Here is a 22,924-nt window from a genome sequence, read left to right as displayed (position 1 = left end):
GTTTTTTATTGCCTCTAACAGTTAAGGATAGCAAGTCTATTGTGGCAACACGATATCAACGATTTTCCAATCAATTAAGCCGTTACGCTGCATCTTGATGGTGAGCGGATAACCCTTCACCTGACCGCTAATAGTGAAGCAATTAATACCACAATAGCCCAATGTTGGCTTGTCACTGTCCAACCCTTGCGCTACCTGTTGCTCCAGTTCAGCGGCTTGTTTTTCCATGATTTGCTGCATTTGGCTTTTGACCACTGCATTCACATCACCGCGCTGGATGATAAGATTTTGAATCAAATTTTTGAGATCGACTTGATTACTGGCGATTGCCCATGCAGCGGCCAGCTCTTTGGTCGCGGTATTGGCCTGACCTTGGGTATTGATGACTTTTTCGATGTTTTGCGGTGTTATAGCACCATCTACCGCCTGCGTGATAAAACTATTGGCAGCTTGGGTCAATGGCTCGCCGCCCAACTCAGCGACCAATGGATAATTGGCCATAGTCGCCGTAAACTGACTGGTGAGTTGGTTTTGGATACTAGGTCGCACTTGCTCATAGTCGATCGCTGCGGCGATGGTCGCGCCGTCTTTGGCATCGTAGGCATTTTTAAGCTGATAAGCGCTGTAATAGGGCGAGCCTGCATAGACAGCGACGGCAATGACGATTAATAAAATAATCAGCTTCTTCATAAAAATCAAACCCTTATCGCAGAACAAAAACGTAATGATAGGCAGATTTAACACTGGTGAGTATAAATCTAAAACCCCAAAAATATAGCGATAAATATTAGCATGGCTGAGCCTCTTTAAGGTATGAAAACCTTTGTTCATTCCTTAATAAAACCTTTTTGTATGGCCAAGCGCACTATAGTGGATACTTTCCCTGCCTAAGCGCTTGATAAATCACCATAGCATCTCCATAAATAGCGCAAACTTTTAATAATTGATTTGGCTAAGCAGCATCCCGCCGTATTCGCTTGTAAGATTCATAGCAGTATCACCTCTTTTCTCTCACTATTTATGATGTTTCATGTGAAACCTTTGAGTGCCATAGTGAGTCGTATTAAGGTGGTGGTTGACTAGAACTACTGAATCGACTGTCCGGTGGACTGTAAAGACGATAGGAGAGCCCATGAGTAAGCGCGATTTTTATGAAGTATTAGGTGTGAGCAAGACCGCTGAAAGCAAAGAAATTAAGCGAGCTTACCGCAAGCTGGCTATGAAATATCACCCTGACCGTAACTCTGATGATCCAGATGCTGAGGATAAATTCAAAGAAGCATCGATGGCTTACGAAGTACTAAGCAGCGAAGAGAAGCGCTCTGCTTATGATCGCATGGGTCATTCAGCCTTCGAAAATGGTATGGGTGGCGGCGGCTTTGGCGGTGCAGGTGGTGGCAACTTCCAAGACATTTTCGGTGATATCTTCGGCAACTTTGGCGATATCTTCGGTCAGCAGCGTGGCGGCGGCGGTGGACGTTCGCGCCGTGGTTCTGATTTGCGTTACGTCATTGAGCTGACGCTAGAAGAAGCGGTACGTGGCTGTAAAAAAGAAATCAGTTTCACTGCGCCTGCGCCTTGCGACACGTGCGATGGTAAAGGGGCAAAAAATGCCTCTGATATCGTGACTTGCCAGACCTGTCATGGACAAGGTCAAGTGCGTATGCAGCAAGGATTTTTTGCCGTGCAGCAGGCTTGCCCACATTGCGGCGGCACTGGTAAACAAATCAAAAATCCGTGCTCTGACTGTCACGGTAATGGCGTTAAAGACAAATCACGTACGCTAGAAGTGTCTATCCCAGCGGGTGTTGATGATGGTGATCGCGTCCGTCTAGCAGGCGAAGGTGAAGCAGGCGGCGCGGGCGTACAAAACGGCGACCTATACGTTGAAGTACGCGTAAAACCGCACAATGTCTTTACCCGCCAAGGTGCGGATCTGTATATGGATGTACCTGTGAGCATCACCGATGCAGCACTGGGTAAAGAGGTCGAAATTCCAACCCTAGATGGCAAAGTAAAAATCAAGGTTGCAGAAGGCACGCAAAGTGGTAAGTTGCTACGTGTGCGCGGCAAAGGCGTGACGCCAGTACGCACCACCATGAAAGGTGATTTGATTTGCCGTGTGGTTATCGAAACCCCAGTGAACTTAACTCGCGAGCAAAAAGACCTGTTGCGCCAGTTCCAAGATACGCTTGACGGTGATAGCAAGCATCAGCAGTCGCCACATAAGAAGTCATTCTTTAAAAAGATTGGCGACTTATTTGATTAACTGAGTTGTTTTAATCACCCGTTTGGTTAAATGACTATATACAAAACCCCCAGTGTTTCACATGAAACACTGGGGGTTTTTATTGACGCTATAAAAAACCATTCAGGTGGTGATATTTGCTAAACTTAGCATCATAACATTCAAAACCTTTCTTATTAATATAGAGCTTTTAGGGTAAAAATATGAGCCAACAGATAACAGCGCAAGAAAATACAAATAAACAAGCCATCAAAGTCGGGGTGATTGGTGCTGGTGGTCGTATGGGGCGTATGCTAATAGAGGCAGTACAAGATAATTCGCAAACGACATTAAGTGCCGCGATAGAACGTCAAGGTTCAAGCCTTGTTGGTGCGGATGCTGGTGAAGTCGCCGCTATAGGTCGCTTAGAAGTGCAAATTGTCGGTGATTTAAAAGTTGTCATTAATGACATCGATGTACTAATTGATTTTAGCTTGCCTGATGCCACTGAACAAAATATGCAGATTTGCGCGGCAAACAATGTCGCGATGGTTATTGGTACGACAGGATTCAATGAGCAGCAAGAGCAAGTATTGGCAAAGGCTAGCGAGAAAATTGCGATTGTCTATGCTGGTAACTATTCAACAGGCGTTAATCTGTCATTAAAGTTGCTCAGCATGGCAGCGAAGACATTTGGCGAGGATGCCGATGTGGAAGTCATTGAAGCCCACCATAAGCATAAAATCGATGCGCCATCAGGCACAGCATATATGATGGCAGAAGCCGTGGCAGAAGCTCGTGGACAGAACCTAAAAGATGTCGCTGTTTATGGCCGCGAAGGGCAAACGGGCGAACGCAAAGCAGGTACTATTGGTATTCATGCCATTCGCGGCGGTGAAATCATTGGCGATCATACCGTGATGTTTATTGCTGATGGTGAGGTGGTTGAAATTACCCATCGTGCCCGCGCGCGTATGACTTTTGCTGCGGGTGCTGTACGTGCCGCGACTTGGGTTATCAAACAAGAGGTCGGGCAATATAATATGCAGGATGTATTGGGTTTGAATGAGTAAGGCAAGATTTAGATAATCTACTTATAAGCGAGATGGCAATGACAGATAACGCTAGTATCACTATTAAAAACTTTAAGAGCTATAAAGAAGCCACCTTACCGCTGTCACCTTTGACTTTACTGATAGGGGCGAACGCGTCAGGTAAAAGCAATGCTATTGAAGCGTTTCGTTTTTTAAGTTGGGTGGCTGGTGGTGAGCGCTTATCTACGCTCAAAAATAGGGTTAACGATAGTGATAAAGTCGTTCGGGGTAGTATTAGAGACTTGTCGTTCAACTCAACAGAACAATTCGCACTACTATTTAAATTTGAAGCAGGTTTTGAATATGAAGGCATTTTTGAAGTAAGCTCAAACAGTATCGAACTTAGGAGCGAGATTATACATTTACAAGAAAATAGAGTTGTTATATTACAAAATTTGAAGCCTCCTTATTTTTCGCAACTTTCAGAGCTTCATAATATAGATTTAATAAAAAAAATAGATGAATTTGCAAAAGGTAATACTGGCCTTGATGGTTTTATAAATTCTCAGACAGATGATAAAGTTACTTTTTACAAAACTAATAATAGCGACATATCTGCATTTCTTATGATTGATACATTCATAACCATGAAGAAGAAAAAGCCTTGGACTAATTTTAATGTTATTCGCAAGTTTTTACAGCAATCTTTTTTCTTTGATTTTGTACCAAATAACATGCGTATTGATAGTATTTCAGATAACATTTTAAGACCAGATGGCTCTAATATCGCTGGAGTTTTATATAATATCTGTGAAGAAACAAAGAACAAATCTAAGTTATTGTTATTAGTTAAAAGCTTACCAGAACAAGATATTCTAGATATTAAATTTTACAAAGATCATCGTGATCGTATTGAGTTTGCTCTAGTTGAAAGCTTTGGGAGTACTTCTGTTGAACGTACAATGGATTTACTATCAGACGGTACGTTAAAAGTATTGGGCATTGCAGCTGCCCTCCTTTCTGTGCCAGAAGGTTCAACAGTAGTCATTGAAGAGATTGATAATAGTATTCATCCCACACGAGCGCATATTATTTTAAGCTTACTGCGTCAGTATGCCGAAGAACGTAAACTTAATTTGTTACTATCGACGCATAATCCTGCGCTAATGGATGCCCTACCAGATGAAGCCCTCGCAGATGTTGTATTTTGCTATAGAGACCCGCAAGAAGGTGATAGCAAGTTGATGCGCTTAGGAGACTTAGATGATTATCTTGGCTTAGTCGCTCAAGGAACGCTTGGCGACTTAGTTACTCAAGGTATTGTCGAGCGCTTTGTAAAACATCCAATCACATCAGAGCAGCGTAAAAAACAAGCATTGGACTGGCTAAATCAGCTACAGGGGGCTGATTAGATGGCAGATATTTGTATATTAGATACCAGCATAATATTGAATATATTGAATGTTCCTAATAAAAGTCAGAATAGAGTCGAGGTTTTAGATGAGTTTAAAACCTATGCTGAATCAAACTGTCGATTTATTATTCCTTTAGTGGTGGCAGTAGAAGTCGGTAATCATATCAGCCAAAATGGCAATGGAGATACACGCCGAGAAATTGCTAAACAGTTCGTTGATATGATGCAAAAAACGTTTGATGGTAGCTCGCCATTTAAGATTAGCAATTTTGACCTAAAGTTAGAATGGCGTAATTGGATTAATGAGTTTATTGTCAGAGCTGGCCAAAATAAAACTGCTACTAAACCGAATGAAGGTATGAGCCTGACAGATTTATCTATCATTAAAGAATACGAAGACATTCAAGATAAAAACAAAGCCAATAGAAATAAGCACGTGCAGGTATTTATTTGGTCACTTGATTCGGACTTAATACATTATGGTCACTCCTACTAAAGCAATAAAAGTAGTTCTACTAAGCGTTATTGTGTTCTCAACGCTCAATATCTCAGCACAAGCAGCTACTTTTCAAACCTACGTCATTGATACCTATGGCGGTGATGCATTATTACCTGCTGTTCGTCAGCAACTGAATAATAGTCGTGACGGCAGTACAGTTACTACCTATCAAGACAAGTTAGTGTTGCATACGACAGCCGCTAACTATCAGGCGGTACAGCAGTTATTGACTCAGATTGATGGTCAGCCACAGGCATTGACGGTCGCTGTGCGTGTTGGCAACAATAGCAGCGTCCAAGATAATATTCAGCAAGGGCAGGTCATTATTAGCAACCGTGGTATTCAAGGGTCAGGGATTATTCATCAAAGCAATAGCCAACAGCAAACAAATAATTTATACCAAGTACAAACCTTGTCAGGTAGTGCCGCCAGCATCAGTACAGGGACGCTTTATGCGCTGAATCAAACCTACGATGTAAATAGTTATACAAATTATAAAAGTCCCTCAGTACAGATTGTCATTCAGCAGCAGGTATTGCTACCAACGACGCAAGGCATCACGGTTACGCCAAGATTATTACCGACTGGTCAAGTCGAAGTAACATTGTCACAAGTTGAAGAAAAACTCGCACGCTCCTATTCAACTTCTCAGAAAAATAGTAATCATGCCATTCAAGGTCAACGATTAGACACGACCATTATTATCCCACGTGGTCAATGGGTAACTATCGGAAAAATCTCTCAAAGTAGCCAAAATCAACGCGCAAGTTATGGTAGCAATCGTGCCATTGATAGCACTAAAAACACACCAATTTGGATAATGGTGCAGTAGCCTTGCATCGATTACTATTATCTTTGGTATAAAAAAGCGCGATACTGTAATGAGCAGTATCGCGCTTTTTATCGATAATAATCTATTAAAGATTAGTCAACGTAGATCACTTCTAACGGTGGAAAACCATTAAATTCAATAGATGAATACGAGTTAGTATACGCACCCGTGGTCAACCAAAAGATTTTATCACCAATCTCCAGTTCCTCTGGCAATTGATAGCCCGCTTCTTCATACATGATATCGGTCGAATCACAAGTAGGACCTGCCAGTACCACAGTGCCTTTGCTGGTTGATGTTTCCATCTTAGGCGTATAAACCGGATACTTGATGGCCTCTCCCAATGTCTCGATTAAGCCTTGGAATAAGCCCACATCGGTATACACCCAACGCGTTAAATCCGTGTGCGACTTACGCGAGATAAGCACCACATCACTGACCAGCACCCCTGAACCACCAACCAATGAACGACCTGGCTCAAGGATAATCTCAGGCATGTCCTCTTCACTATAGTCGTCTGTCAAATAACGAGTAATCTCTTCAGCGTAGACTTTTATAGGATTCACTTCACTGATATAGTTGGCTGGAAAGCCGCCACCCAAATTGATCATTTGTAGCTTAATATCTTCTTCGTTTTTCATCCAGTCAAACATGTATTTGACCTTGGCTAGCGCATCATCCCAAGCGGCAACGTCTTTTTGCTGACTACCAACGTGGAATGAGATTCCATAAGGCACTAGACCCAAATCACGAGCTTGAATCAACAGCTCAATCGCCATATTGGGATGACAACCAAACTTACGAGACAATGGCCATTCAGCGGTCTCTGACCCTTGTACTAAGATACGCACAAAGATTTTTGAACCAGGGGCGTGCTTGGCAATATTTTTTAAATCCGCTTCTGAGTCGGTCGCATACAAGTCAATACCTTTTTCAAAGGCATATTTGACATGCTCCGCTTTTTTGATGGTATTGCCATAAGAGATACGCGATGGCTCAACGCCGCAGTCTAGTACGCGATCAAGCTCATAGATGGAGGCACAATCAAAGTTTGAACCAAGATCAGCAAGCAAGTTAATCACTTCAACAGCAGGACTGGCTTTCATTGCATAATGGATTTTAGCATTGGGAAAAAACCCAACCATTTCATGATATTTGGTTTTGATACGGCTAAGGTCCACGACCAAAAATGGCGTCTCGCGACCTTCAGCAGCTTGAGTAAATTTCTGCCAGCCGGCAGGGTCAAAATATTGGTCAATTTTGATCATGGTCATGGTAGGGAACCTTTAATAAAGACAGTAGGTGTTAAAGAGTAAATGCTCGCATCACGTCATTGTCATCTCACATTAGTGTTATCACGCATCTCACAGGTAATAAAAAACCTTGTGTTCATACTGATTAAATGACGTAAAAATAGCTTAGATGATGAATGGACTAAGAATGGCTGGGCTGTGGCTGTTTATCCGCCATTTGTTCGCCTTGTTTTTCGCGTATTTTAACGATTTTACGCACTTTATCGCGAGCACGAGTTTGCTTGAGACGTGATAAATAATCGACGAATATGACCCCATTTAAATGATCCATTTCATGTTGGATGCATACTGCGAGTAAGCCTTCGACTTCTTCATCGATTTTTTGACCATTCTCATCTAAGGCTTCAATACGCACTTTGTTCGGGCGCTCAACACTGTCATAGACTTCAGGTACGGACAAACAACCTTCTTCATAGGGCTGTTTCTCTTCTACCAATGGTGTCACCTTTGGGTTGATAAAAACTCTAGGGCTATTTTTATCTTCAGACAGATCCATAACGATGAGCTGAATATGGCGATCCACTTGGCTTGCCGCCAAACCGATACCTTGTGCCTCATACATCGTCTCAATCATATCAGCGATTAAGGTTTTTATTTCAGCAGTCACTTCCTTAACAGGCGTAGCAATAGTGCGCAGGCGCGGGTCTGGGTAATTTAAAATAGGGAGTAAAGCCATAACGCTCACCTCAATGATAGGGATAAAATAGGGTTGATATTATAGGATAAATGGGGACAAAAGTAATGCTTATCAATACTTTCGCACAATTATTGCTTTTTATCATCGTAAAAAATGATGGAGGTCGCTTTTATTATAGGCATAAAAAAGCCCTGCAATTCGCAAGGCTTTTTGATTTATATAAGCCAGATTAGATGTAATCTGACTTGCATAAGTAGAGTTGCTTTTTAGCAAATTGAGTTTAGTAAATCAAGTCACTTCTAAGTAATTAAAGTCACTTGATGCAGCTAGAACATCTGAGCAAAAGTGCCAAGTTATACGCCACGTTTGCTCATAATCATCTCATAGATAAATAACAGGATGATCGCACCGATTACTGAGAATATCAAACCAGTAAACCCACCATCAGCATTGATACCGATAAGACTAGCTAAGAAGCCACCTAATAAAGCACCGACGATACCCAATACAATGGTCATTATCCAGCCCATCGGGTCACTGCCTGGCTTGATAGCTCTTGCCAATAAACCTGCAACCAGACCTACAATAATCATCCAAATAAAGCTCATATTATTCTCCTAACTTATTATCATTTATAATAGTTAATCAATTTTGATAAGCTCATTGTAAGCACTGTATAGACGTAAAGGTAAGCGCGAAATGTTACCAGTGTATGAGCTATGTGAGGAAAATCGTAGATTTGCTAATATGCAGGTAGAATAGGTAAATGAAAGGTTACAAAGGTAGTGAAGTCGAAAACGCCGTCTATATATTAAAGCATTTTTGGATATCGACGCTCCCTAATACTGATACTCTCTAATACCGACGTTCCAATAGTCATCGCAAGTAATCAGAAAAGTTGATCATAAAAAAACGTTGCTCATTTATAATAAGCAACGCTCTTATTTGACACCAGAACTAAACCAGCTAGATTATTTGTTGCGTAGCTTTATTAAGTGGCTTTATTACGTAGCGCAGTTAGTAAGCGTTGATGAATACCCTCAAAACCGCCATTCGACATAATCACAATGGCGTCACCCGCTTTTGCGTGCGTGTCGATATGCTCGATGATAGCATCGATACTAGAGAGCACCTGTTGGTTGCCCATGTTAGGATTTGCGCTATTGGCATTTTCAATGACTTCTTTTAGACCCCACTCCAGTCCTGTCGGCTCATACCATAAAGTATGATCGGCGAGAGCAGCAGACTCAGCCAAGCTGTCTTGATGAATGCCCATTTTCATGGTGTTACTACGTGGTTCAATAATCGCCCAAATGCGTCTGTCCGCCAGTTTCTTCTTGGCACCATCTAAAGTAGTAGTAATGGCTGTAGGGTGATGAGCAAAATCATCAAAGACTAAGATATCATTGACATCGCCAATCAGCTCCATCCGACGTTTGATACCAGCAAATGCTGATAACGCCGCGCACGCAGTTTTGACACTGACGCCGATGTTATAAGTTGCTGCGACAGCAACCAAGGCATTATTCACGTTATGAATGCCGCTCATCGACCAATCCACGACTCCCGTGGCGTCTTTATCAGCAATATCAGCCGTAAAACTAACCGCAAATTGACCACCATCTTCGCTGATAAGTTCAGCTTGCCAATCACTACTATCTTTTGAGTGCTCATCGATAGTATGGGTGGTATGTGGCGCTGAGCCCAGTACTGCGGTCCGCCAAACGGGTGTCCAAACCCCTTTCGCTAACGTCTCCTCTAAGCTGGCAGTCGCTGTGGGCATAATGATTTTGCCCGTACTTGGAATCATGCGCACCATATGATGGAATTGGGTCTGAATAGCCTCAAGATCCGCAAAAATATCCGCATGATCAAATTCTAGGTTGTTTAAAATAGCCGTACGCGGACGGTAATGAACGAACTTTGAACGCTTATCAAAAAATGCAGAATCATATTCATCCGCTTCGATAACGAAATAGCCAGTATTTGCCGAATCGTCATTATCAATTTTATCCGCACCCAAATAACTGCTGTGAGCGAAGACGTGCTGTAAATGCTCATCAGTGGTATCAACCAGTGGCACACCGCCGATTAAAAACCCAGCGTCGATACCCGCATAGTGCAATATCCAAGCGAGCATGGTCGTCGTCGTGGTTTTACCGTGAGTACCGGCAACGGCTATCACATGACGCGATTGTAATACCTGCTCAGATAAAAACTGTGGTCCTGAGGTATAGCGTAGACCTGTGTCCAGCATATATTCGATGACATCCATACCGCGCTTCATGGCATTACCAACGACGACTAAATCTGGTGCTGGTTGTAAATGCTCTACCAGATAGCCTTGCTCAATGGTCACGCCCGCGTTTTCCAGTTGGGTGGACATCGGCGGATAAACATTGGCGTCTGAGCCCGTGACCGTATGTCCAAGCTCGCGTGCCAGCAATGCCAGTGAGCCCATAAAAGTACCACAAATACCAAGAATATGAATATGCATAGACGTTCCGTACGAGCTTAAATTAAAAGAATAAAAATGGAGCATTATCCCAAAAGTTACCGATATTAACTGTGGTGTATTCTAGGATACGCTCAACCTAATGATCATCAGTCTTGGCTATAATTAAAATATTATAAATGGTGACGGTGTTAACCGTGCTTCATGTACCAAACGTACTATTGACGCCCGCTTGCCTTACCTCTACTTTATATTGCTTCGACCCTATATTCTGTCACAAAAACAGCATAGGATCGCCAAGTAGCAGCGTCGAAAACGAGCACTTATTGTAAAGTAAACACCGCATGATGACCAATAAAAAACGCCCAGTAAGTAGGCGTTATTAAAAGGATGGTTTGGCTCATTGAGCATCACTGTATTCAGAGCACCTAACTATATTCAGAGCACCTAAAATTTAGAGCCTCTAAATGTTTATGCCGCTATTTTATTATTTGCGCGACAGGGTATAGTCATTGTTAGGTTTTTTATGTTCATCCATTAAGACAAGATGATTGTCTTGAATATGATACGCTTCAATGTTTTTGTCTTCATAGACAATCGTAATCATATCATTGTCTTGACGATAAACACCAGGCTCAAACAGGGGTGCATTCGGCATTTCGGGATTGTTATCTATACTGGTTTTTAGCACTGAACCATCAGCGAATAAATTCAATGTAATATCCGTGCTATCACAAGATTTACAGGGTACCATGCCACCATAATCGCCCATTAACGTGGCTTGTAACGTGCCATTACGCGGCTCTGAGCGTGTCAGCGATTGATGTGGATATGCACCGTTACTCGATTGGGCAGCCGCAATCAGCGATTGTCCTTCTGAAACTTTATCTAGCTCACTACCCGCATTTAATAGATTGGTCTCTGACAAGTTCTCTGCGCTAGCTTGTGCGCTGTTCTCTTCTACATGATCGATAGGGGCGACCTTAGTCGTCATACCTTTATCGCCGCTAGACGAGGTACTATCACAGCCGATGAGCAGCACACAGAGGGGCAGCGCTAGCAAACAACGACCACCGCGTTTGAGGATAGTTAGCGTGTTAGAACAAGTAGGCAAAAAATATATCATGGTCACACCAAAAAACAGTTTTTTAATAGTCGTTCCAAATGATTATCGACACTATCGACAACTCAATACGTTGTCAAAAAGGAAAGATAATAGGAAGTATAAATGTTTAAATTAGAGTAGAAGACTACGAGACTACAAGTACCATCTGAGGCTAGGCGGCGAGAAGAAGCTATCGGTAGCCCATCGCCAATCAGTCAACAGTGATGGATATTTAAAACGCTATTTTACCCATCAAAAGCAAATAAACTGTGTCAAGATATCAAAGGTTAAAGATATCTCTGTGGCCTTTTTGTTATGATAGGTTTAGCCATGAGCTAAGAATAATGGTTTAACATTGATAGATATGACGAACCAAAATTATTGGAGATATTTAATAGTGGCTCATGAACGAACAGACGTTTAGTAATAAATACGCCTGTTCGTTTGGAAAAATGGATATAGCAAAAACGAAGGATATAGCAAAAACGAAGGATATAGCAAAAAGCAACGTAGGGGCTAATTCGCTATCAAGCAAGGCGGCTAGGGGCAACAGGTCGTAAAATACGCAATAATATCAAGCCGTGTACCACCAATAGCAGACTAAATAAAATCAAAGATTGTTCAGGAATACTCAGTCCCATAAATGTCCACTCAACAGAGGCACATTCGCCAGAGCCCGCAAAAACTTCTTTAAATACTTGCAAAATCGGTAACGTATCTAACCAATAATCCAGCCCTGGACCACAAGAAGGTACTTGGTCGGCAGGCAGATGCTGTAGCCAAACATGTCGTCCAGCCACCGCAGTCGCCCAGCCGATACCTGCTAAGCTACCAAGCCATAATACCAATCTAACTGCCTTAGATTTAGGGTTGAATAATGCGGCTATCAAAGCAAAACTGCCCATGATTATGAGTCCAATACGCTGAAAAATACATAGTGGGCAAGGCGAAAATCCCATATAGCGCTGTAAAAAAAACAGCGCAAAACTCATACCTATTACGGCTATTATCACCAAAAATATTTGCAAATTGCGGTAAGTGGTCAGCTTTAGCATCGGGCAGTTACTCTTATAAAATAGTCATCTATACACGTTAAGTGGCGGTCAGAATTTAGCAATCAAAGCTTAGCGATATTGCTGTAAAAATTCCATAAAATCTTCAGTTTCGGCTTTTTCAATCTCAGCTTGCTGTAATATCGATTTTTCTGCCAACACTTCATACTTGGCTTGGGTGTTTGGGCTAAGCGTTTGCTGTAATAAAGACTCACGATGCTGCTGCGCCAAGGTAAAACCAAGCTGCCATAAGCTGCCTAAACGCTGACTATCAGAGTTTACTTGTGCTGAAATGGTTGATTCAGAGTGCCCTGCTTTGCCTTGCATTAACGCGACTGCTGCACGGTAATCGTTGCCGCCATAATGCGCATCAAGTAGCGCGGCAAGTGGTTGCATACGTTCTAAATGCACCAGCATCCAGCTCTCAAGCAGTTGCTCTTCGCCGTTGTTTATAATGTGTAAGCCTTCGCGGCGACCTTCGTTTACCACGCGCTCAAGATTGATGGCTAAGGTCTCTTCTTCCTCAGGTAATAGATCAGGTGAGTCGCTCAGCAGACAGTACAGCGCCATGACCTCTAAGAAACAAGCGCTAGACAGACGAATACCGACATCGCTATAAGGGTCTAGATCGATTGCACGGAACTCAACATAAGCGATACCACGGCGCTCTAATGCTTCGGTCGGTGTCTCGCCGCTCATCGCGATTTGTTTGGGACGAATAGGGCTATAGTATTCATTTTCTATTTGTAAAATATGATTGTTGATTTGGATAGGGTTGCCATCGGCATCATCCAAGCCAAGCTTGGCAAAGCTTTCGTGCGGAGTCTGAATCGCACGGCGCAGTCCATCGACATACTCTGGCAGATAGTTATAACGAATATCGAGCTGTTCTTGTACACTATTGGTATAACCAAGCTTGCCCATACGTAGGCTGGTGGCAGCAGGCTTATAATAGGTTGAGTCGTTTAGTAGCTCTAAATCATGCTCGCGACCAGCTAAGAAACAAGGACAAACGCTAGGGCTAGCACCCAGTAAATACAATACCAAACTGGTCAGACGCTTAAAGTTACGGATAAGCCCTAAGTACTTTTCGTTTTTAAATTCTGTCAGCGTTTGCGCTTGTGCAGCAGGTATTTCAGCTTGCCAAACTTCAAATAACCCGTCGCCAAAAGACAAGTTATAATGTAAACCTGCAATCGTTTGCATGCGGCGACCATAGCGAATACCAAGCCCACTACGGTATAGCGTCTTGAGCTTACCTGTATTAGAGCTGCCATAATCAGCCAGTGGGATGTCTTCATCATTCGATGACAGCATACAAGGCATAGACAGCGGCCACATCAGCTCACCTTCAGGCATGGCTTGATAGACCAATACATGCAACTGACGCAGCATGTTTAGCGTCTCTTTTGGTGAGGTTTTGGGGTCAGTAATTAGCTCAAGTAGACTTTCTGAATAATCAGTTGTGATAAACGGATGGGTGAGCTTTGAGCCAAGCTTGGCTGGATGCGGTGTCTGAGCCAAGTAACCATCGGGTCTTACGCGTAGCCCTTCTTTTTCGATACCGCGGAGCATACCCGTTAAATGCTTGCTATCAAACCAATTAGGAATGTCAAAATTCACAAAGCTACTCGCAAAATTACTCATAATAGTCATCTATTGTTATTTATTATGGCGGCTCAAAACACGACTGGCGTTTGACCATAATGAAGGTAAATATTGGATTAAGAATGCCGTCAGTTTAGCTCAAAGCTGCCCTGAAAACCACGGACAATTACAAATACGATAAGCTTTACAGGCGCTCATTCATCTTGATTTTAATAGGTATTTCAATAAAAAATTTTATAAACAGCGCGTTACTTTTTTCTAAAAAACGCATAAAACAAGAAGCATCTACCTACGAGATAGATGCTTCAAAAGTACGACGTTAAGCGGTTTATGATAGCGTTGACTAACGAGGAAGGTATCTTGATCAAAAGTCATTGCGTCTTGCCAACTTAAATAGAGAAGGATGAGCCACAGCCACACGTGGTGGTGGCATTTGGATTGGTGACGATAAAGCGTGCGCCCTCTAACCCCTCAGTATAGTCAACGGTAGAGCCTTGTAAATACTGATAGCTTAGTGAATCGACGACTAAGGTCACATCGTCATTATCAAAATTGGCATCGTCTTCATTCAGCTCATTGGCGAAGTTAAAGCCGTAAGAAAAACCTGAGCAGCCGCCGCCCGTCACATAGACACGTAACATCAGAGCGCTGTCGCCTTCTTCTTCACGTAGACGTCGCACCTTTTGTGCAGCGCTATCGGTTAAGCTTAAAACAGTTGGGTCTACTGGCTGGCTGGCGCTTGGATTAAATTGGTTGGCTGATTCGTTCATATCTACCTCAGTTGCTAGGATCAAATGCGGTCGTCCAGTTAGGGTTTGCAATGAAATAGTTGCAAATAAAGATACGCACGGCGTTTGATTCAATTGGGTGCTGTTATTATGGCGCTGCTATTGGTATGACTAATGGCGCATTATAAATATGATATCTGTGTCATTACAACGATTTGGTTGATAACGGGCACTTATCTCATCGCAGTATATCATAATGGGGGTGTTGATTCGTTTGTCAAGAGTGACGCTACTGGCTGAAGGTGGCTGATTGATACTAGCGGTTATTATCCCCATAAACTCATGCTAAGAGAAAGACTTTTTGTGCGAATAAACACTTGGTTTTGAAATAGTTATTTAATCGTTTGCCTATGGGGCAAGCGTTTGAAATAATAGCCGCCAGTTAACATGCCAGATGTGTGTTTTTTATTGCCTTATATTTTATATTACTGTTGAGTTGAAGAGATTATATGATCGAATTTAAAGACGTTGGTGTTCGCCGTGATGGTCGTGAGTTGTTTGCAGGGGCAAGCTTCCAGCTACATCCGGGCCACAAAGTTGGCTTGACGGGCAACAACGGCACCGGCAAATCTACCTTATTTGCCTTATTGTTGACGCGAATGGGCAGAGGAGATACCGAGGTCACGCTTGATAGAGGTGAAGTCAGTATTCCTGATAGCTGGCATGTGGCGCATATGGCGCAGGAAGTCGGCGCTACGACGCAGTCTGCAATCGATTATGTATTGAGCGGTGATGAGCAGTGGTATGAGATTAATGCTTCTTTGAATGATTTGAGTAGCGTCAGTGATGAGCAGATCGGGGTATTGCATCAGCAGTTTGATGAAATTGATGGCTATCGTACGCCGACTAAAGCGGCCCAAATTATGGCAGGTCTTGGTTTTAATACCAGCCAGCATGAATTGCCCGTAGAAGGGTTTTCGGGTGGTTGGCGCATGCGTCTAAACCTTGCCAAAACCTTGATGAGCCGTGCGGACTTAATGTTACTCGATGAGCCGACCAACCATTTGGATTTGGATGCGATTTTGTGGCTTGAGACTTGGATCAATGCTTATACTGGTCTGGTCATCGTCATCTCGCATGACCAAGCTTTTTTGGATGCTACCGTCGGTCATATCTTGCATGTTGAGCAACAAAAAATCACCCTTTATACCGGTAATTATCAGCAGTTTATTCGCACCCGTCATGAGCGTATGGCACAGCAGCAGCAAGCGTTTGAAAAACAAGAAGCGACTAAAGCACACTTGGATGACTTTATTCGTCGTTTCCGTGCCAAAGCCAGTAAGGCTAAGCAAGCACAAAGCCGTATCAAGCAGCTTGAGCGCATGGCTGAGCTGTCACCGATGATGGCGGATAACCCATTTTCTTTCCGCTTTTATGAGCCAGCAAATATGAGCTCACCACTGATTGAGCTGACCAAAGCGGATATCGGCTATAGCGATACGCCACTTCTATATAATGCCAATGTGCAAGTAACGCCGGATACGCGTCTTGGCTTGCTAGGTATGAATGGCGCAGGTAAATCAACACTGATTAAAGCCTTAGTCGGTGAGCTTGGCGTATTAACAGGGACGTATCGTGTTTCGGATACCCTGAAACTAGGCTACTTTAACCAGCATCAAATGGATATATTGGATGCCAAGGCCACGCCGATAGAGATGTTGCGTCGTCTGGCCGGTAAAACCTCTGATGCGATGCTACGCTCATTTTTAGGCAGTTTTGACTTCCGCGGTGAACGTATCGATACGCCGAGTGAGCTATTCTCTGGGGGCGAGCGTGCGCGTTTGACGCTGGCATTGATTGTTTGGCAACGTCCGAACGTTCTGGTACTCGATGAGCCGACCAACCATTTAGATTTACAAATGCGCCAAGCGTTGACTATTGCCTTGCAAGGATTTGAGGGGGCAGTGGTACTGGTTTCGCATGATCGTGAGTTGATTGCCAACGTCTGTGATGAGCTGTTTTTGGTACATGATGGTCAAATCGAGGAGTTCGATGGTGACATCAGCGACTACGGTAAGTGGCTGGCAGAAAAGCGTAAGCAAGAGAACTCATCAGATAAAAGTACCAGTAAGAAAAAAAGCAAAAAAGAGAGTAAGAAATTCGTTTCACGTGAAACAGATAATGATCAAGTGAGCAATAAAGCACCTGATAATTCATCAAAAAGTAAAGCTACGACGCCTACGCTTAGTAAAGATGCGCAGCGTAAATTGGCTGCTGAACAACGCAAACTCACCGCACCTGTTCGCCGTGAGATAGAAGAGACAGAAAAGACATTGGCTAAAATTGATAAGCAGCTTGTGACGCTTGAAGAAAAGTTGGCTGATACGGCTCTATACGAAGAAAGTCGCAAGTCTGACTTGCTAGTATTACTCAATGAGCAAACGGCATTACAGCAGCAGCATAGTGATAATGAAGAAAAATTATTGCTTTTGATGACGACATTAGAGGAAATGGAAGCGGGTTTTGAATAGATTGCTGTCAGTTATAAATAGTAGATTTTGATTGTTTTTTAAGCTATTTTTATTTGATAAAGACAGTCACAAAAAAGGGAGAGCGCTGGCTCTCCCTTTTTTATTACGTTATTCCTTACGGTATTTACCATCACCATAAGACAAAATTTCCATTGTGGTCGTACATAACTGACAGTTTATTTGACCAGCAGCGGCTTTCGATAAATCCAAAATACGGCCCCGAATGAAAGGGCCTCTATCGGTGATTTTTACGATTACACTCTGCTTTGTCTTCTTGTTGGTCACTTGTACCTTCGTACCAAACGGCAACGTGCGATGCGCAGCGGTCAAAGAGTTCATGTTGAAGATACTACCACTAGCGGTGCGTTTACCGTGGAACTGACTGCCGTAATAACTGGTGTTTCCAGCAAAAACGGTGGTACTCAGCAGTAGTGATAATGTGATAACCAAAGACTTGATTAAATAAGACATTTAATACCTTTAAGCAATTTATAAAATAGACAGATACACTTGCCTATGTTATTCATACTCCCTATGAGTATAAATAATATATTCATTTTACAACACATACTTTGTCATATTCTTACGGTTCTGTAAAAGAACTACCAAGGTCAAAATGCTCATTTATGCACGCTAGCTACTAAATACCAGTGATCTGTATGTAATTGTTTTAAATAATGATTTACATTGTTAATGGTATTTTTGGCTTGACTCTCTATTTTTTCATTAGGGCGAGTGTTAAATTGATATGACTTCTGTGGCTATCAAAGAATAGTAATGCCAGAATCATAGAGAAACACATCACTACCGTGGCACAAGTGAATAACAATGTATTAGGGCGTGTTGAACATTCACAAATGGGCACTGCTGATAGCTAAAATTGTTCCAGCCAAGGCGCAAGTCGACGATAATGTTAACACCTTAGCTAGAATTGAAACGTAGCATGGGGCAATTTTAGTATCAGCCCCGATATTAACAGAAGGGGACAGGACTCTTTTTTGCCGCTTCATTGTTAAAAATAGACGCTTAGAATGACTAAACTTACTATTTTTAACGTCGAATCGCCTGAAAAATAGTCCCTGTCAGTGCCATGATCGAATGTTCAACACGCCCCAAGTGCTTCAAACAACTTAAACACTGCTGTTGTTCGGCACTATTACTGGTAATATTTGTATAACGGTATTGAATTTTTATATTACTATCATTATTAGATAGACTATCGTTACCACCTGTTATGTCGCAGTTGAATAAGTTTCCGTACCATATCGTTTAAAATGGGCATACCAGTATCATTAACATGCTTTTATGTTGAGGACAAAAACATGGCAGAGAAAAATTACTATGACATTTTAGGGGTCAAAAAAGACGCGTCAGCTGCAGATATTAAAAAAAGATACCGTAAGCTTGTCCGTCAATATCACCCTGATGTGAGCGATGATCCAGATGCAGACAATAAGATTGCTGAGATTAATAATGCTTACGAAACCATTAGAGATAAAGACAAGCGTGCCGAATATGACGCCATGCTAGACAATCCCTTTGCTGGTCAAAGTGGTGGTTTTGGCGGTCAATCTGCAAGTGGCGGGCAAGGCGGCTATCGCTGGGAAGATATCAAAGATCAGTTCGGTGAAGGCGAAGCTTATGGCGATGGTGGCTTCCGCTTCGATGACATCTTTTCGGCATTTGGTCGCGGTGCACGTGGTTCAGCGGGTGGCCAATCACAGCGTGGTGGTTTTGGCTCGCAAGATAGTAAAGGTCAAGATCAACATGCAGAGATTACGGTTGATTTGGCGTCCGTTTATAATGGCGACGACTACAGCATTAAGTTGAATGTCCCTATTCGTCAACCGAATGGCAGTGTCGAGTATGACAACAAAACGCTGAAAATTAAAATCCCTAAAGGCATCACTGATGGCAAGCAAATTCGCCTAGCAGGGCAAGGTGCCGCTGGTATTAGTGGCGGAAAAAATGGCGATTTATTTTTAAAAGTAAAAATCCGTCACGCAGACAATATCCGTATCGAAGGCGCTGATGTTTATCAAACCATCAATATAGCGCCATGGGAAGCGGCGTTGGGTGAAAAAATTAACGTCAGTACGCCAGCTGGTACGCTTGCTGTGACTGTGCCTAAGAACAGCAAGTCTGGTAGCAATTTACGCCTAAAAGGTAAAGGTATCCCTGCTAAGCAAGCGGGTGATTTGTATCTAACCTTAAACATCGTGAACCCTGATATCAGCACTGAGGCTGCGACCCAAGCTTATGAGCAACTAAAACAAGCCTTTGCCGATATCAATATTAGTCGTTAAAGGCCACCAGAAATTACTCACATTGAAACACTGTAATAGAGATGAAGACCATACGATAACGATGAAATAAAGCGCAAACGAGGATAATAGCTATGAAACACTCGCCTGAATTTACCGACATTATCATGAGCTTGGATGAGCTGGTATCTGCCTGTGGCCAAGAGCGCCAATGGGTCATCGAATTGATTGAAGAGGACATCATCGAATATGATGTACCAGAACGTGAGCAGTTCACTGGTTATCAGCTGACGACAGTGCGCCGTGCCTCGCGCCTTAGCCGCGACTTTGAAGCCAGTGTTCCGGCGATTGGCTTGATACTTGAGCTATTGGATGAGCTCGAACAATTACGTCAATTTAAACGCCAATTAGACATGCAGACACCAGTGATTGAAATTGAAATCGATCCTTTAAAATAACTTATTTCCCCTTTATTCAGTACATAAAAAATCAGCACAAAAAAAGGGTCTCTAAAATGAGACCCTTTTTTTGCAAATAATATATTTAGCGTTTAACGCGCATATTTTGGATCAGCGGCTGCGGTGAACAGTACATCCGTTGAAGAGTTCAATGCCGTTTCGGCTGAATCCTGTATCACACCAATAATAAAGCCAATCGCAACCACTTGCATGGCGATATCGTTTGGAATACTAAATAAGCTTGCTGCCAATGGAATTAAGAGTAATGAACCACCAGCGACACCAGAGGCACCGCAGGCACTAATGGTTGCAACCAAACTGAGTAGCAGTGCTGAGGCAAAGGTCACTTCAATACCGAGTGTATGCGCGGCTGCAAGCGTTAAGACGTTAATCGTAATCGCCGCGCCCGCCATATTAATGGTCGCACCCAGTGGAATCGTCACCGAATAAGTATCTTCGTGTAGACCCAGTTTGCGGGCAAGGTTCATATTGACGGGAATGTTGGCAGCCGAGCTACGCGTAAAGAATGCGGTAATCCCTGACTCACGCAAGCACTTGAATACTAGCGGATAAGGGTTTTTGCCCGTTTTGATCAGTACAATAATAGGATTGGCAATCAAAGCGATAAATAACATACAACCGACCAGTACCATCAAGATACGCGCATAACCTGCCAAAGCCGCAAATCCTGTCTCAGCGACGGTATTAGCCACCAAGCCCAAGATACCAAAAGGTGCTAGGGCAATGACCCACTTCACCACTTGGGAGATGGCGTCAGAAAAATCACCGACCACAGCGCGTGTGGTATCACTGGCTTGGCGCAGTGCGAAACCGATGATAATTGCCCACGCTAAAATACCAATATAGTTGGCTTCAGCGATGGCATTAACTGGGTTTGCGACCAGATTTAGTAGTAGATTGGTCAGTACTTCTTTGAGGTTGGCTGGTGGGACTTGCTCAATTGTGGCGTTGACCAATACCAGTTCTGTCGGGAATAAAAAGCTCGCGCCAACAGCTGTCAGTGCAGCTAAAAAAGTGCCAAACATATACATGATGAGCACAGGCTTGACGTAAACTTCATTACCGCTGCGATGCTGGCTAATGGCCGCCATGACCAACACAAATACCAGTATCGGTGCAACGGCTTTTAGTGCTCCTACAAATAAGGTACCCAACAATCCTAAGGCGATACCGATATCTGGTGCCAACCAACCTATCAATACGCCCGCTATCAAACCGATAATAATAAGTGGTACTAGACCAATGCGCTTATACATCGCAAAAAATGAATACATCCTTACCCCGACAATCTAATGAATAATAAAAGAGATCAAGCCATTTTATGTTTTTTGCTTTACTAGTCTCATACTCATATAAAGGTAAGATTCGTAAAACAGAATAAAAATGGGTAAAGTATAACCAAAAAAAGGGCAGTTAAGCCCTTTTTTTATTTTTATACCTATCAATTAAGGTAATTGGTTTGTTATGGTCGTCTTTAACACACCCAACATTAGCGTGCATATTTTGGATCAGCAGCGGCAGTAAACAAGACGTCTGTTGATGAGTTCAATGCGGTCTCTGCGGAGTCTTGCAACACACTGATAATAAAGCCAATAGCCACCACTTGTAGCGCAATGTCATCAGGAATATTGAATAAACTGGCCGCCAAAGGAATGAGTAGTAATGAGCCACCAGCGACGCCAGAGGTGCCGCCAGCACTGATTGTAGCGACTATACTTAGCAGTAATGCTGAGCCAAAGGTCACTTCAATACCGAGTGTATTCGCGGCTGCAAGCGTTAAGACATTAATAGTAATCGCTGCACCTGCCATATTAATAGTGGCGCCTAATGGCAGGGTGACTGAATAAGTATTTTCATGTAAGCCTAATTCGCTGGCAAGGTTCATATTGATAGGAATGTTGGCAGCAGAGCTACGGGTAAAAAACGCAGTAATACCAGATTCACGTAAGCAGGTGAATACTAGTGGATAAGGGTTTCTACCCGTTTTGAAATATACAAGGAGAGGGTTCGTCACCAAAGCAATAAACAACATACAGCCTATCAGTACTAGCAAAATTCGTGCATAGCCCAATAACGCAGCAAAGCCAGTATCAGCGACGGTATTGGCGACTAATCCCAAAATACCAAAAGGTGCTAGCGCGATGACCCATTTGACTACTTTTGAGATGGCATCTGCAATGTCACTGACAGTGCTGCGAGTCGTCTCACCAGCTTGTCGTAGCGCAATGCCAATAATAACGGCCCAAGCTAATATACCGATATAGTTAGCATTGGCTAGTGCAGCAACTGGATTGGCGACGAGACTGAGTAATAAGTTATTCAATACTTCTTTTAAGTTTGCTGGCGGTACTTGCTCGATGGTCGCATTCACTAACGTCAATTCGGTTGGGAATAAAAAGCTGGCACCAACAGCGACCAAAGCGGCTATAAAAGTGCCTATCAGATATAAAAACAGTACCGGTTTTACATAGACCTTATTACCGCTACGATGTTGGCAGATAGCAGCCATCACTAAGAAAAATACCAGTATAGGGGCAACGGCTTTTAGGGCACCTACGAACAGGGTCCCCAAAATCCCTAAGGCAATACCGACACTTGGCGCCAGCCATCCTATCAAAGTACCTAGTACTAAACCGATAACAATCAGCGTTACCAATCCGATTCGTTGGTACATCGCTATTAATGAATGCATTTTTACCCCTTTAGTCCATTTGGAAATAAATATTAGCTTAACAATCGTTAGCTT

At 42.9% G+C, this 22,924-nt stretch carries 20 protein-coding genes; 8 read left to right on the top strand and 12 right to left on the bottom strand.

What is annotated here, in order from left to right:
- Positions 1–36 precede the first annotated feature (36 nt).
- Positions 37–690 (bottom strand): DUF2939 domain-containing protein, encoded by a 654-nt coding sequence (locus tag ACI2JM_RS01895; protein ID WP_404641675.1) that lies wholly within the window; start codon positions 688–690, stop codon positions 37–39.
- A gap of 442 nt (positions 691–1,132) precedes the next feature.
- Here ACI2JM_RS01895 and dnaJ point away from each other — a divergent pair, with 442 nt between their 5' ends.
- From dnaJ to ACI2JM_RS01870, 5 genes are all read left to right on the top strand, one after another.
- Positions 1,133–2,269, top strand: coding sequence for a molecular chaperone DnaJ (dnaJ, locus tag ACI2JM_RS01890; protein WP_087814909.1), 1,137 nt, complete (start codon positions 1,133–1,135; stop codon positions 2,267–2,269).
- A 182-nt stretch (positions 2,270–2,451) separates the two neighbouring features.
- Positions 2,452–3,300 (top strand): 4-hydroxy-tetrahydrodipicolinate reductase, encoded by an 849-nt coding sequence (dapB, locus tag ACI2JM_RS01885; RefSeq protein WP_404641673.1) that lies wholly within the window; start codon positions 2,452–2,454, stop codon positions 3,298–3,300.
- A gap of 38 nt (positions 3,301–3,338) precedes the next feature.
- A complete protein-coding gene (locus ACI2JM_RS01880) occupies positions 3,339–4,673 on the top strand; it encodes an AAA family ATPase (RefSeq protein ID WP_404641671.1) in 1,335 nt (444 codons plus the stop codon).
- Complete coding sequence (locus tag ACI2JM_RS01875; protein WP_404641669.1) at positions 4,674–5,171, top strand: PIN domain-containing protein; 498 nt, start codon at positions 4,674–4,676, stop codon at positions 5,169–5,171. It abuts the gene before it with no gap.
- Positions 5,155–6,006, top strand: a complete 852-nt coding sequence (locus tag ACI2JM_RS01870; protein ID WP_404641667.1) for a hypothetical protein — start codon at positions 5,155–5,157, stop codon at positions 6,004–6,006. Before ACI2JM_RS01875 ends, ACI2JM_RS01870 begins: the two co-directional genes overlap by 17 nt.
- Before the next feature lie 92 nt (positions 6,007–6,098).
- Here ACI2JM_RS01870 and ACI2JM_RS01865 read toward each other — a convergent pair whose 3' ends face one another.
- From ACI2JM_RS01865 to erpA, 8 genes are all read right to left on the bottom strand, one after another.
- On the bottom strand, positions 6,099–7,274 hold the full coding sequence (locus ACI2JM_RS01865) for a type III PLP-dependent enzyme (protein ID WP_055125679.1): 1,176 nt from the start codon (positions 7,272–7,274) through the stop codon (positions 6,099–6,101).
- Positions 7,275–7,440: 166 nt separating this feature from the next.
- Positions 7,441–7,995 carry a peptide deformylase gene (gene def / locus ACI2JM_RS01860; protein ID WP_045442956.1) on the bottom strand — a complete coding sequence of 185 codons (555 nt, stop codon included), beginning with the start codon at positions 7,993–7,995 and terminating at the stop codon, positions 7,441–7,443.
- Between the two features lie 314 nt (positions 7,996–8,309).
- Positions 8,310–8,564: a GlsB/YeaQ/YmgE family stress response membrane protein gene (locus ACI2JM_RS01855; RefSeq protein WP_045454808.1), complete on the bottom strand. Its 255-nt coding sequence runs from the start codon at positions 8,562–8,564 to the stop codon at positions 8,310–8,312.
- A 383-nt stretch (positions 8,565–8,947) separates the two neighbouring features.
- Entirely contained in the window at positions 8,948–10,453 is a 1,506-nt protein-coding gene (gene mpl, locus ACI2JM_RS01850; RefSeq protein ID WP_404641664.1) for a UDP-N-acetylmuramate:L-alanyl-gamma-D-glutamyl-meso-diaminopimelate ligase, read from the bottom strand.
- A 445-nt stretch (positions 10,454–10,898) separates the two neighbouring features.
- On the bottom strand, positions 10,899–11,537 hold the full coding sequence (locus tag ACI2JM_RS01845; RefSeq protein WP_087814970.1) for a copper resistance protein NlpE N-terminal domain-containing protein: 639 nt from the start codon (positions 11,535–11,537) through the stop codon (positions 10,899–10,901).
- Positions 11,538–12,043: 506 nt separating this feature from the next.
- Entirely contained in the window at positions 12,044–12,571 is a 528-nt protein-coding gene (locus tag ACI2JM_RS01840; protein ID WP_404641662.1) for a disulfide bond formation protein B, read from the bottom strand.
- Positions 12,572–12,640: 69 nt separating this feature from the next.
- Positions 12,641–14,215, bottom strand: a complete 1,575-nt coding sequence (gene gshA, locus ACI2JM_RS01835; RefSeq protein WP_083475614.1) for a glutamate--cysteine ligase — start codon at positions 14,213–14,215, stop codon at positions 12,641–12,643.
- A gap of 350 nt (positions 14,216–14,565) precedes the next feature.
- Positions 14,566–14,946: an iron-sulfur cluster insertion protein ErpA gene (gene erpA / locus ACI2JM_RS01830; RefSeq protein WP_404641660.1), complete on the bottom strand. Its 381-nt coding sequence runs from the start codon at positions 14,944–14,946 to the stop codon at positions 14,566–14,568.
- A 467-nt stretch (positions 14,947–15,413) separates the two neighbouring features.
- Between erpA and ACI2JM_RS01825 the strand changes: the two genes are divergently transcribed.
- Positions 15,414–17,435 carry an ABC-F family ATP-binding cassette domain-containing protein gene (locus tag ACI2JM_RS01825; RefSeq protein WP_404641658.1) on the top strand — a complete coding sequence of 674 codons (2,022 nt, stop codon included), beginning with the start codon at positions 15,414–15,416 and terminating at the stop codon, positions 17,433–17,435.
- Positions 17,436–17,543: 108 nt separating this feature from the next.
- Here the strand turns inward: ACI2JM_RS01825 and ACI2JM_RS01820 are convergent, their stop codons facing one another.
- On the bottom strand, positions 17,544–17,906 hold the full coding sequence (locus ACI2JM_RS01820; protein WP_045442968.1) for a septal ring lytic transglycosylase RlpA family protein: 363 nt from the start codon (positions 17,904–17,906) through the stop codon (positions 17,544–17,546).
- 851 nt (positions 17,907–18,757) lie between these two features.
- Between ACI2JM_RS01820 and ACI2JM_RS01815 the strand changes: the two genes are divergently transcribed.
- The gene (locus tag ACI2JM_RS01815) at positions 18,758–19,741 is read left to right on the top strand and encodes a DnaJ C-terminal domain-containing protein (RefSeq protein ID WP_404641656.1); all 984 of its coding nucleotides are present in this window, start codon (positions 18,758–18,760) and stop codon (positions 19,739–19,741) included.
- Between the two features lie 92 nt (positions 19,742–19,833).
- On the top strand, positions 19,834–20,157 hold the full coding sequence (locus ACI2JM_RS01810) for a chaperone modulator CbpM (RefSeq protein WP_060490155.1): 324 nt from the start codon (positions 19,834–19,836) through the stop codon (positions 20,155–20,157).
- A 92-nt stretch (positions 20,158–20,249) separates the two neighbouring features.
- Here ACI2JM_RS01810 and sstT (ACI2JM_RS01805) read toward each other — a convergent pair whose 3' ends face one another.
- Both sstT (ACI2JM_RS01805) and sstT (ACI2JM_RS01800) read right to left on the bottom strand, forming a co-directional pair.
- On the bottom strand, positions 20,250–21,452 hold the full coding sequence (sstT, locus tag ACI2JM_RS01805) for a serine/threonine transporter SstT (protein WP_060490156.1): 1,203 nt from the start codon (positions 21,450–21,452) through the stop codon (positions 20,250–20,252).
- Between the two features lie 215 nt (positions 21,453–21,667).
- Positions 21,668–22,870: a serine/threonine transporter SstT gene (gene sstT / locus ACI2JM_RS01800; protein WP_404641653.1), complete on the bottom strand. Its 1,203-nt coding sequence runs from the start codon at positions 22,868–22,870 to the stop codon at positions 21,668–21,670.
- Positions 22,871–22,924 lie beyond the last annotated feature (54 nt).

It is taken from the genome of Psychrobacter sp. NPDC064578 (assembly GCF_044901245.1).
GTDB classification, from domain to species: Bacteria; Pseudomonadota; Gammaproteobacteria; order Pseudomonadales; family Moraxellaceae; genus Psychrobacter; species Psychrobacter cibarius_C.
This window is presented reverse-complemented; position numbering and strand designations above follow the sequence as displayed.